Source organism: Streptomyces sp. MB09-02B (genome assembly GCF_033794485.1).
Lineage (GTDB): Bacteria > Actinomycetota > Actinomycetes > Streptomycetales > Streptomycetaceae > Streptomyces.
Genome location: NZ_JARGEE010000287.1, coordinates 1 through 11,818 on the forward strand (window position 1 = coordinate 1; position 11,818 = coordinate 11,818).

Sequence of the window (11,818 nt, forward strand, 5' to 3'; positions counted from 1 at the left end):
CCAGGAAACCGCGGCGACTCGTGCCCCGAGCCCGCCCCTGATCCCGCTTAGGGGCCTCGTCCCCCGGTTTTTCGAGCGACGTCACCGTCACCACGTCCGCCGGCGCCGATGCCGATGCCGATGCGGGGGGTGTCGGCGCGGTCACCCGGGTCGGCTCGATCGCCCCCATCGCCAGCACCGCCGCCGACCGCCGAGCGATCAGCCGGATCACCGGCTCCGGCAGCCACCGCTCCCGGTCGGCCGGCACGGCCGCGTCCAGCGCCACACCGACCTCGACGGCGGTCGGCCGGCCCGCCGGATCCTTGTCCAGACACGCCCGCACCACCGGCTCCAGCGCCTCCGGGATCCCGGGCAGCTCCGGCTCGTCGTAGACCGTGCGCAGCAGCACCCCGGCGGCCGCGCCGGTGCCGAACGGCCGGACACCGGTCGCGGTGAAGGCCAGGACGCAGCCCAGCGAGAAGACATCGCTGGGCGGGCCGATCCCGGCGCCGCGTGCCCGCGCCTGCTCGGGCGACAGGAAGCCTGGCGAGCCCACGATGACGCCGGTGGACGTGAGCGCCGTACCCTCCGGCGTGCGCGCGATACCGAAGTCGATCAGCCGCGGACCGTCCGGGGCCAGCAGTACGTTGCCCGGTTTGACGTCGCGGTGCACCAGACCCGCCCGGTGGACCGCGTCGAGCGCCTCGGCGAGCCGCAGCCCCAGCACACCCACGGACCCCGCGGACCACGGCCCATGCCCCTCCAGCGCCTCGAAGAGCGAAGGACCCGGTACGAACGCGGTCGCCAGCCACGGATCCTCCGCGTCGGCGTCCGCGTCCAGCAGGGGGACCACCCAGGGGCTGTCCACCTGCCGGGCCGCCTCGATCTCCCGGCGGAACCGGGCCCGGAACCCCGCGTCGTCGGCGTGGGAAGCCCGGACGACCTTGACCGCGGCGAAGGCCCCGCCGGGCGCGCGGGCCAGGAAGACGACGCCCATGCCGCCGGCGCCGAGCCGCCGCAGCAGGCGGTAGTCGCCCAGCCGCGACGGATCGGCGGTGCGCAGCGGCTCCATCAGGCGGTCAGCGGCGCGGGGCCGCCGTACACGAACGCCCCGTTCTCGACGCGCCAGAGGTAGCCACCGGTGCCGTCGATGACGGGCAGACCGTTCTTCTGGAAGCCGTACGTCCGGGTGACGCCCTGGTACTTGGCGGCCCGCAGCGCGGCCAGCAGTTCCTCGCGGGTACGGCTCTTGGACGGGAGGTCCGCGAGCGAGGTGAGCACCATCGACGTCACGTCGTAGGCCTCCGCCGCGTACCGGGGAGGCGCCTTCTTCCACCGCTTCCGGTAGGCGGCCACGAACGCCTTCGCCTCGGGGACGCCCGCCGGGTCGACGACCGGCGCGACGATGGTCCACCCGTCGGCGGCCTCGCTCGCCGCTGTGAGGAACCGGGGGTCGAGCAGGGCCGGTCCTGCGGCGCGGGCGCCGGTGAAACCGCGCTCGCGCAGGGTCCGGGCGAACGACGCGGCCCGGTCGGACAGTCCGGCGAAGGCGAACGAGTCGATGTCGGCGGCCAGCAGGTCGTCGACCGTGTCCCCGAAACCGGTCCGCATGGTGCTGACCACCCGGGGCACGTACGGCTGACCGGCCAACCGCAGTTGCTTGCTCAGATTGGCGCTGACCTCCCAGCCGTAGTTGTCGGCCGCCCGGTCGACGACCACACCGACCCTGCGGGGCCGGGTGCTCCGCAGGAACGCGTCCATGTAGAACGGCAGCAGGGAGTCGGGCAGCCGGGCGTGCAGGAACGAACGGAAGCCCTGCACGGACAGGGCTATGGCGCCGGGGGACACCGCGAGCACCGGCAGCAGGGCGGCGTCGTAGGCCGCGAGCGCGGACTGGGCGGTCGTGTCCGTGGTCGGTCCGATCACGGCGAGCACGTCGGGGTCGTCGGCGAGCCGCTTCGCCACGCGGGCGGACTCGGCCGGGTCGCCGGCGTCGTCCTCGGCGCGCACCTCCACCCGGAAGGGCGCGTCGCGCCGGGCGTTGAACTCCGCGACGGCCAGCCGCAGTCCGTTCTCCTGGGCCCTGCCGGTCTCCTTCTGTTCGCCGCTGAGGTCGCCGTGCAGCGCGACGGTGTGGGAGGGCCGCCGGGAGGCCGCGGACGGCTCCTCGTTGCCCGGGTCGCCACCGTCCCGGCCCAGGGCCCACCAGGTCGCGCCGCCCCCTACGGCGAGCAGTGCGCCCGCGCCGAGCAGGACACGACGCCTCGCGGGGGCCGCACGGGTGCCGGTGGCCGCCACGGGCAGGGTGTCGTCGGAGTCGGAGCCGTACGTCGCCTGTGCGGGGGCGCCGGGGGAGCCGTCGTCCGCGGCGGTCGGCGCGACGGAGGCGGGAGCGGTCTCCGTGGCCGTGTCCGTGCCGGTGATCTCGGTGTGGTCGATGTCCGGCAGCGCGAGCGCCTCGGTCGAGCGCCGGGCGATCAGCCGGACCACCTCGTCGGGCAGCCAGGACTCGAAGGCGCCGCCGGGGTCCTCGGCGGGAGTGCCGGTGGCCCCGGCCGAGGCCACGTCGGCGGCGCTCGCGGCGGCCGTGTCGGCGGACCCGGCGGAGCCCTCCTCGTCGTGGGCCGCGCCCTGCTCCCCCTCCGCGGGCAGCAGCTCCCGTACCAGCTCCGCCACCTCGGGACGGTCGGCCGGGTCCTTCTCCAGGCAGCGGGACAGTAGTTCGCCGAGCGGTGCCGGTACGCCGTCGAGGTCGGCCGGGTCGTGCACGGCCCGGTAGAGGAGGGCGTCGAGCGCCCCCGTGCCGAACGGCGGCCGGCCCGTCGCCGCGAACGCCAGGACGCAGCCGAGGGAGAACACGTCGCTGGGCGCGCCGATGGCCCGGCCGCCACGCCCTTCTGCCTGCTCCGGGGAGAGGTAGCCGGGTGTGCCGACGACGAGCCCCGTCGCGGTGAGCCCGCTGTCCTCGGGTGCCCTGGCGATGCCGAAGTCGATGAGCCGGGGCCCGTCCGCCCCCAGCAGGACGTTGCCGGGCTTGAGGTCCCGGTGGACCAGCCCCGCGCGGTGCACCTCGCCCAGTGCCAGCGCCAGCCGGCCGCCGAGGACCCGTAGTCCGCGCTCACCGAGCGGCCCGTGCGCGGCCACCGCCTCGGACAGGGACGGGCCGGGCACGTACGCCGTCGCCAGCCACGGCGCCTCCGCGTCCGCGTCGGCGTCGAGCAACGGCACCGCCCAGGGACTGCTGACCCGCTGTGCCACCTGAACCTCGCGCCGGAACCGCTCCCGGAACCCCGCGTCCTCGGCGTACTCCGCCGCCAGCACCTTCAGCGCCACCAGCGAACCGGTGGAGGTGCGGGCGAGGTACACCACGCCCATGCCGCCGGCGCCGAGGCGGCCGAGCAGCCGGTGGCCGGCGATCCGCGCCGGGTCGGACGCACGCAGCCGCTCCATCAGCCCTCGCCCCCGCCCAGCTCGTACCTCACCCGGTCGAGCATGGTGGTGGTACCGCGCGTCATGAACTGCTCCAGTTCGGCGACGGTGTAGCCCTCGGCGCCCTTGATCGACACCGTCATGGTGACCTGGCCGAGCCGGGTGACCATCCAGCGGTAGTCCGCCTTGCCGGCGCCGACGAGATAGACGCCCGTCTCCAGGACCGAGTCGTCGGCGTAGTTGTTGCCGCGCATGCCTCGCGGGGTGCCCACGGACATGAGTCCGGCGATCCGTTCATCGGCGCGGACCTGCTGCTCGGGGCAGCGCAGCGCCTCCTCCAAGGTCGCGGACACATGGTCGTCGGCGTCGAGCACCGCCCTGTGCACCGTCACCGTCGCGGTCACCCTGACCGTGCCGCGCTTTCCGGTGCCGGGCAGTTGGCTGTACAGGGACAGGGAGGCCAGTACGTCCTCGGGGAGCGCCCTGCGCTGCCACCGGCACTGGTCGTCGAGCACTGCGATGGTTCCCTCGGTGCTGCGGGCGAGCGGCTGGGCCTGGAAGCCCGCGCCCCAGTCCTCGGGCCGCATCGCGACCGCCTCGGCCAGCGCGGCGCCGTCCTCCCTGGCTCGTGGCACGCGATCCGGGTCCGCCGCGAACGGTGTGGCGGACGCCGGCCCCGTCGGCGCCGCGCCCTCCGCCGAGACCTGCCCGGACGCGGAAGCGGAAGGCGTCGCGGACCCGGACGCCGTGGGCTCGGACTTGCCCGACCGTTCGGTCGCCCCCGCGCTGCAACCGCCGAGGAGCACCGCCGCGACGGTCCCCGACGCGGCGGCCCTCAGCCGCCAACGACCTCTTCGTCCAGCCCTTTTGTCGCCCAACACCCGCCCCCTCCACCGCGGTACCCCGTGTGACCGGTGATCGTACAGAGGTACGCAATCCCGGCGGGAGCGGTTCCCACGGAGTCTCTTCGCACACGCCCGAACCATTGACGCGGACTCAGACCGCTCCCGGCGAGACCCTGTTCGCCCAGGGGGCGATGAACGATGAACGAGGGGCAGCCCTGTACAGGGTCCGGCTCCCTACCGGGCCTCGCCCGTGGCCAACCGCCCCTTCGCGAAGGCGGACGCACCGGAGTCCGACCCGGAACCCGAGCCGGCGCTCCCGCCGTTCCTGTGGATCAGCACCACTCCGAGCACCGCGAGGAGAGAGGCCGCCGACAGTGTGTACAGGCCCCCGTTCGTCGTGCCGGTGGTGTCCTGGAGATAGCCGAAGAGCGTGGGGGAGACGAAGCCGCCCAGGTTTCCGATGGAGTTGACGACCGCGAGCCCCGGCGCCGCGATCTTCAGATCGAGACCCGACTGTGCCATCGGCCAGAACAGCGTGGCCGCGCACTTGCCGCCCACCGCGGCGAGCGTGATGGCCGCCAGGCCGAACCAGGGGGAGCCCAGGGTGGCCAGGAACGTGCCCGTGGCGGACAGGGTCAGGGCGACGGCGAGGTAGGGACGGCGGTCGGGGGCGCGGTCGGTGAACCGGCTCATCGAGTACATGGCGATCACGGCGCAGATCCAGGGGATCGCGGACAGCAGACCGACCTGGAACGGCGACAGTCCGCCGATCTCCTCGACCAGACTCGGCAGCCAGAACGTGATCGCGTACCCGGTGAGGGCCATCGCGAAGAACACCGACGTCAGCAGCGCGACCTGAGGGTGGATCAGCAGCCTGAGCCGCGACACCCTCGGGGCCCGGCTGCGCGTCTCCTCGTCCCGCGCGACGGCGGAACTCAGCGCGTCCTTCTCCTCCGCCGTCAGCCACGGGGCGTCCTGGATGCGGGAGACGAGGAAGAAACCGGCGACGAAACCGACGACGATCGACAGCAGCCCTTCGAGCGCGAACATCCAGCGCCAGCCGGCGAATCCGCCGACCCCGTGCAGTTCCAGCAGCGCGCCCGTGATGGGCCCGGTCACGATGTACGCGGTGGCCGACCCGCCCAGGAAGATCGCGCTCGCCCGGCCACGGCTGGAGTCCGGCAGCCACTGGGTGAAGTAGAGCAGGACACCGGGGAAGAAGCCGGCCTCCGCGACTCCGAGCAGGAAGCGCAGTCCGTAGAACATCCAGACGTTCTGGATGAAGCACATCGCCACGATCACCAGACCCCAGGTGATCATGATGCGGGTCAGCCAGACCCGGGCGCCGAACCGCTCCAGGAGCATGTTGCTCGGCACCTCGAAGAGGGCGTACCCGATGAAGAACAGCCCCGCCCCGAGCCCGTACGCGGTGGCGCTCACGCCGACGTCGGCCCGCAACTCGTCCTGGACGAAGCCGACGTTGGTCCGGTCCATCTGGTTGATGAGCAGCATCAGGACGAGGATCGGCAGCATTCGGCGCAGGAATTTGCTGACCGCACGCCGTTCGGCGTCGGGTACGAGCACTTCTGACATCGTTGTCTCCCTCCGGCTGTTCATGGATATGAACAGCCGTCACGTACGTAGGAATGGCGGGAACCTTACGGAGGGCTCGCCTCCGGGTCAATGGGTTGATCCGTCAGTCACGTATGTGAACTGGAGGGAGTGGTGGGGTGGATGAGAAGCAGCGCGATGTCGTCGCCGCGCGGCGCGGAGCGACGGGCGTGCTGGACGAGGGACTCGGCCACGGCGTCCATGGCCTGTGGGCCGGAGGCGTCGGCGCGCGCGAGGGCGCCGGCCAGGTCGTCGACCGCGTCCTCGATGTCGATGCCGGGGGCCTCGACGAGCCCGTCCGTGTAGAGAGCCAGCACGGAGCCGGGCGGCAGCGGGATCTCGGTGGACGCGTAGTCGGTGTCGGCCTCGATGCCGAGAAGGAGTCCCGGGGGCAGGGGGAGGGGTTCGGTACGGCCGTCCGGCTGGCGCAGCAGCGGGGGCGGGTGACCGGCGCTCGCGAGACAGGCGGTGTGCGCGCCCAGGTCGAGGTGGACGTAGAGGCAGCTCGTGAACAGGTCGGGGTCGAGGTCGGTCACGAGCCGGTTCGTCCGGGCGAGCACCTCGTCGGGGGCCGCGCCGGCGGTCGCGTGGACGGCGGTGCGGACCTGCCCCATCAGGGCGGCGGCGTTGACGTTGTGCCCCTGCACGTCGCCGATGGCCGCGGCGGCCGTGGTGGGACCGAGCCGGATGAGGTCGTAGAAGTCGCCGCCCACGTCCATGCCACGGGTGGCCGGGAGGTAGCGCGCGGCCACGTCCAGCCCGGCGACCCGGGGCAGCGTGTGCGGCAGCAGCCCCTCCTGGAGGTTGTGGGCGAGCTGGTGCTTGGTGTCGTACAGCCGGGCCCGGTCCAGGGCCTGGGCGATCAGTCCGGCGGTGGAGGTGAGGACGGCGCGCTCCTCGGGCGGGAAGTGGTGGGGCTGTTCGTAGGCCAGGACGAGGGAGCCGACCGGCCGCCCCGAGGTGATCAGCGGGAGGAAGGCCCATGCGCCCATCGCGTCCTGGAGGTCGGCCGGCGGATAGGCGCGCTTCAGTTCGTCGAACGTGGCGAAGAAGGCGGGGACGCCCGTGGTGAGGGCGTGCACGGCGGGGGTGTCCGAGGTGAGCGGGGCGGCGTCGAAGCGTTCCATCAGCTCGGCGGTGTAGCCGCGGTAACCGGTGATCCGCAGCCGGCCGTCCTCCGCCGTCATCAGGGCCAGGGCGGCCGCGCCGAACGCGGGCAGGAGCTGGTCGGCGACCTGCTCGACCACGTCGCGCACACCGACGGCCTCGGTGAGCGTCGCGGCCAGGTGCATCATGTGGTAGAGGGTCGTGGCCCGCCCCGTGGCGGGAGAAGTGGGCGGACGCGCCCCCGTGGGCGAGGTGGCCGGCGCGTGGGCGTGCGCCGAGTGCGTGGGCGCGATGCGCACGCTGATGCCGGAGGCGTCCGGCACGAGACTGAAGGACAGCCACCGGTCGGGCGGGCGCAGGGCGATGAACGACACCGTCTCGCGGCTGAGCATGGCCGCCCGGTAGCTGTCCTCGGCGGTCGGGTCGGCGAGCCAGCGCAGTGCCTCCCACGGCTTGGCGCCGAGCAGCTCGGGAATGCCGACGCCGAGCAGCTCGGCGGCCTCGGTGCTGAGGAAGGTGATCCGCCCGTCCACGTCCAGCGAGCAGCTGCCGCCCGGGAGGCGCTCGGCGAAGTCGACGGCCGCCTGCGCCTCGGCCGGTCCCGCGATCCTGCGCCGCAGCGGGGGCAGCATCACCGGCTCCGTGGCGGGCCGTATCCGCTGCCCGCCGTCCGCCGCCTTTCGCAGGAGCAGACCCAGCCGGTGACAGGCGCCGGCGATGCCCTCCCGCTCCCGGGGGCTCGGCCGGGGCGGGTGCGAGGCCGGCCACTGCAGTACCAGGCCGCCCCAGGCGTCCGCGCCCGTGGTGATGGGGGCCGCGGCCAGCGTGAAGCGGTACGGCACGACCAGCGCCAGACGTGGATAGCGGCGCGCCAACTCCTCCTGGCCGCTCACCCACACCAGCCGCCGCTCCCGTACGGCGTCGGACACCGGGGAGGGGGTCGTCAGCCCCACCCGCGCCCACGGCATGGAGATCTCCCAGGGGACACCGCCCAGCACGGCCAGTTGCAGCACCGGCTCGTCCGGCTGCAGCAGATACACCGCCGACACCGAGGTGCCGCTCTCCCGGGCGACCTCGATCAGGGCGGACGCCAGCAGCTCCGGACCGACGGCGCCGGGATCAGGCACGACTTCACCCGCCCCGGACCGGCCCGACGGAGCGAACAGGCAGCCGCCGAACTTCACCCATATGCGGACGATACGCCCACGGTGCGGCGTCGGCACGCGGATGAGGCCGCCCTCCGCCGGGACGGGTGCGCGGCGCGTCCGTTGGGGGCGCGGGGGACGCCTGCGGCGGTGATCGTGGCGAGGCCGGGCGTCGGCGCATGGCCGTCCGCCGTGCCGCGCGGTACGGCGGCGTGCGTCGCCGCGCGCCGCGTGGGTACGTCGGCGTGCGTCGCCGCGCCGCACGCCGCGCTGCTGCGCTGTGTTGCTGTGCTGTGCCGTGCAGTCCCCAGTCCGATGCCGTCGCCCTGGCCGCCGTGGTCGGGGTGCCGCACGCCCACCTGGGCGAGGAGATCGCGGCCGCGGTCGTCCTGTGGCCCGGCGCCCACGCAACCCCCGACGAGCTGAGGGAGTTCGTCAAGGAGCGGGTCGCCGCGTACAAGTACCCGCGCGACGTGTGCTTCGTGGATACCCTGCCGACCGGCCCCAGCGGCAAGGTTCTCAAGCGGGAGATCACCGCACCGACCGGGTGACCCGACCCCTCATCACAGTGGGGCCGGACCGCCGCCGAGCCCGATCTCGTTCCCGTCCGGGTCGTGGTACGTGATCTTGCGGACACCGTTCGCGTAGGTCTCGCGGCTGCTGGGCTCCAGCCCTCGCCCGGTGATCCCGGCGACCCGCGCGTCGAGGTCGTCGACGAAGACGGTGTGCAGCGCGTGGCCGGCCCGTCCGGGCCGGTGCTCGATGTACACGTAGCGGTGCTCCGCCAGCTCCCACACCGCCTCCGTGTCGTTCGGGAAGAACGTCGGCGGGGAGCCGAGTAGACGCTCGTACCAGGAGAGCGCCGCTGTGTAGTCGTTCACCGGGATACCTGCGAAGAGGACGACGGCCATGCTGCCATCGTAGGGGGCGGCGCCTTCCGAGGGGCGTACGTGATCATGTCTCGCCGTCCCCTCCGCCCGGTGGCCTCGGCGGCGGCGCACCGGGCGGGTCCCGCGCCGTCACGGTCGGTGGGCGTCAGCCGCCGATCCGCGCGGCGATGATCGGGGCGAGGCGGTCGGCGACGGCGCGGTGCCCCCGGTCGTTGGGGTGGACGGAGTCGGTGAGGTCACCGGAGCCCAGCCAGCCCGTGGTGTCGACGAAGGACACCCGGGAGTCCCCGCCCGCGATCGCCCCCTGAACGGCGGCCTCGGTCTGCGGGACGAACCGTCCCCGGAAGGTCTCCAGGGCGAAGATCCAGGCCCCCGGGTGCGCGGCGCGGACCTTGCGCAGCAGACTGGTGTAGGCGGCCTGGAACTGCGCCGAACTCACCCCGTGGCCCACGTCGTTGGTGCCGAGGTTGATGACGACGGCGTCCGCCCGGTAGCGGGAGAAGTCCCAGTCGGGTGTCGCCGCGTTGGGGTTGAGCTTGGTGTACTGCCGCTCCAGCCCCACACACCCGTCCGCCGCGGCCACCAGACAGGCGCCGCCCTGGGCGATCCGGGTGTGCTCGGTGCCGAGCCGTTCCCCGATCAGCCAGCCGTACGCCGTACGGGCGTTCTGCGACGTCGTCGTGCCCACGGTGATCGAGTCGCCGACGAACTCGACCGTCCTGCCCGGCGCCGCCGGAGCGAAGGTCGTCGCGCCGCTGTCCAGGACGAGCCCCTGGAAGACAGCGTCACCGCGGTAGGAACCCGCCACCACCTGGTAGTTGACCTGCAGGGTGTGGCGGCCGGCCGACAGCGCGGTCGGCGTCAGATTCACCGTCCCCTTCACATCGTCGTAGAACCTCACGGGCCCGTCGTCGATCCGCGCCCAGAAGTCGATCGTGCCCCGCTGCTTCAGCTGCACGGTCCGTCCGGTGAAGCCGACGCGGTAGTAGGCACCGGCCCAGTAGGGCGTGTAGGCGGTCGCGGAACTCGTCGTGTCCCAGCGTCCGACGAACTTGATGTTCGGGTCCCCTGGCTGGCCGGGCGCGGCCGCCCGCGTGGCGGCGGACGTGGTCGCCGTGCCGTTCAGCGCGGCGCTGACGACGGGAGCCAGCCGGTTCGCGAACTTGGTGTGCCCCGCCTCGTTGGGATGCCCGTTGCCGTCCTCGTAGTCGGCGCCGTCGGTGAGCCAGCCCGTCGTGTCGACGTACCGCACCCTGCTGTCCCCGGCGTTGTTGCGCGCGCCGACCGCCGCCCTGGTCTCGGCGACGTACCGCTTCTTCAGCGTCTGCACCGCGAGGAGGACCGCGTCCGGGTACTTGGCGCGGACGTTCCGCAACAAGGTGGTGTACGCCGCCTGGAACTCCGCGCCCGTCACCCCGTGCCCGATGTCGTTGGTGCCCAGGTTGACGACGACCGCGTTCGCCCGGTAGCGGGAGAAGTCCCAGTCCGCGGCTCCCGTGCTGGCCGTCTTGAAGAACTGACCGCTCAGACCCGTGCAGCCGGACCGTGCGACGAGGCAGTAGCCGGCGCGCGCGATCCGCGTGTGCCGCATGCCCAGCAGCTCACCCGTCTTCCACGCGTACGAGTCGAGCGCCAGCCGGTCGGTGAGGGCCCCGGCGGTGATGGAGTCCCCGACGAACTCGATCAGCCCCGGTGCCGCGCCCGGCGCGACCGTGCGGGCACCGGAGTCCAGGACCAGGCCCTGGAACACCGTGTCACCGGACCGGTAGGTGATCCGCAGGGTGTGCGTGCCGGGCGCCAGGGGGCGCGGCGTGAGGTTCACCGTGCCGCGCACGCCGGCGTGGAAGACCTCCGCGCCGCCGTCGACGCTGACGTAGAAGTTGACGGCGTCCCGGGCTCGCACCTTCACCGTGGTACCGGTGAAGGACGCCTGCACGTACGCGCCGGCCCAGTTCGCGACGGCCGTCGTACCCGAAGTGGTGTCCCAGCGGCCGACGTAGGCGATGTTCGGGTCGGACACCGACCCGTCACCGGGCGCCGCCTGCGCGCGGGTGACACCGGCCAGCGACAGCAGGCAGGCGACGAGTACCACTGTGAGGACGGCGGCGGCGCCGCGTCTGCCGGACGTGTGGGGGGAGGTCAGCATGGGGATCCTTTCTCACCTGATGTGGGAGCGCTCCCATGAGCAGCCTTCCCACGGAACCAGTGAGCGGGATCGGGGTCAAGGAGGCCTGCGGTGAAGGAAGTTGGCTTCTTGTGCGCAGGCCCCCGCAGCTCAGCCCGCCGCCTTCCGGACGAGTTCGGCGACCCGTGCCTCCGTCTCCTCCGTCAGCTCCGTCAGGGCGTAGGTGGTCGGCCACAGGGTGCCCTCGTCGAGGTGCGCCTGGTCGCTGAAGCCGAGGGTGGCGTACCGGCTCTTGAACTTCTGTGCGCTCTGGAAGAAGCAGACGACCTTGCCGTTCCTGGCGTACGCGGGCATGCCGTACCAGAGCTTCGGCGAGAGGTCAGGCGCGGCCCCGGCGACGATCCGGTGGATCCCCTCGGCGAGAGCACGGTCCGCGTCGTCCATCGCGGCGATCTTCGCGAGCACGTCGCTCTCCCCGTCCGCCCTGGTGGCGCGTGCTCCACGACGGGCGGTCGTCTTCAGGTCGCGCGCGTGCTCCTGCATCGCCTCGCGCTCCTCGGCGGTGAACCCGTCGAACTTCTTCTCGGCCGTGCCGCTGCTCGGGGCGGACTTCCGGGTGTTCGTCATGGCGGTCTTCCTTCCTCGTACTGTCTGCTGGTTGTTTCGTTCTCGGGTGGGTGTGGGGGC

Annotated in this window: 8 protein-coding genes and 1 pseudogene; 1 reads left to right on the plus strand and 8 read right to left on the minus strand. The window is 72.9% G+C overall.

From position 1 onward, the window contains the following. The 5 genes from P1P70_RS30895 to P1P70_RS30915 form a co-directional block, all read right to left on the minus strand. Positions 1-1,051: serine/threonine-protein kinase (locus P1P70_RS30895; protein WP_319243619.1), on the minus strand; the 1,051-nt coding region annotated here is incomplete at its 3' end. Then, complete coding sequence (locus P1P70_RS30900; RefSeq protein ID WP_319243620.1) at positions 1,051-3,429, minus strand: bifunctional serine/threonine-protein kinase/ABC transporter substrate-binding protein; 2,379 nt, start codon at positions 3,427-3,429, stop codon at positions 1,051-1,053. The genes P1P70_RS30900 and P1P70_RS30895, both read right to left, overlap by 1 nt. Beyond that, positions 3,429-4,043 carry a hypothetical protein gene (locus tag P1P70_RS30905; protein WP_319243622.1) on the minus strand — a complete coding sequence of 205 codons (615 nt, stop codon included), beginning with the start codon at positions 4,041-4,043 and terminating at the stop codon, positions 3,429-3,431. The genes P1P70_RS30900 and P1P70_RS30905 overlap by 1 nt, the downstream gene beginning before the upstream one ends. 444 nt (positions 4,044-4,487) lie before the next feature. Further along, positions 4,488-5,846, minus strand: coding sequence for an MFS transporter (locus P1P70_RS30910; RefSeq protein WP_319243624.1), 1,359 nt, complete (start codon positions 5,844-5,846; stop codon positions 4,488-4,490). A gap of 107 nt (positions 5,847-5,953) precedes the next feature. Continuing rightward, positions 5,954-8,098 carry a GAF domain-containing SpoIIE family protein phosphatase gene (locus P1P70_RS30915; protein WP_319243626.1) on the minus strand — a complete coding sequence of 715 codons (2,145 nt, stop codon included), beginning with the start codon at positions 8,096-8,098 and terminating at the stop codon, positions 5,954-5,956. A gap of 335 nt (positions 8,099-8,433) precedes the next feature. Between P1P70_RS30915 and P1P70_RS30920 the strand changes: the two are divergent. Continuing rightward, a pseudogene (locus tag P1P70_RS30920) lies at positions 8,434-8,667 on the plus strand (AMP-binding enzyme); the annotation flags it as partial. Positions 8,668-8,679: 12 nt separating this feature from the next. On the opposite strand, the gene P1P70_RS30925 reads toward P1P70_RS30920, so the two are convergent. The 3 genes from P1P70_RS30925 to P1P70_RS30935 form a co-directional block, all read right to left on the minus strand. Beyond that, the gene (locus P1P70_RS30925; RefSeq protein WP_319243629.1) at positions 8,680-9,027 is read right to left on the minus strand and encodes a VOC family protein; all 348 of its coding nucleotides are present in this window, start codon (positions 9,025-9,027) and stop codon (positions 8,680-8,682) included. Between the two features lie 124 nt (positions 9,028-9,151). After that, complete coding sequence (locus tag P1P70_RS30930; RefSeq protein ID WP_319243631.1) at positions 9,152-11,152, minus strand: GDSL-type esterase/lipase family protein; 2,001 nt, start codon at positions 11,150-11,152, stop codon at positions 9,152-9,154. Positions 11,153-11,281: 129 nt separating this feature from the next. Further along, positions 11,282-11,758, minus strand: a complete 477-nt coding sequence (locus P1P70_RS30935) for a DUF1801 domain-containing protein (RefSeq protein ID WP_319243633.1) — start codon at positions 11,756-11,758, stop codon at positions 11,282-11,284. Positions 11,759-11,818: the final 60 nt, after the last annotated feature.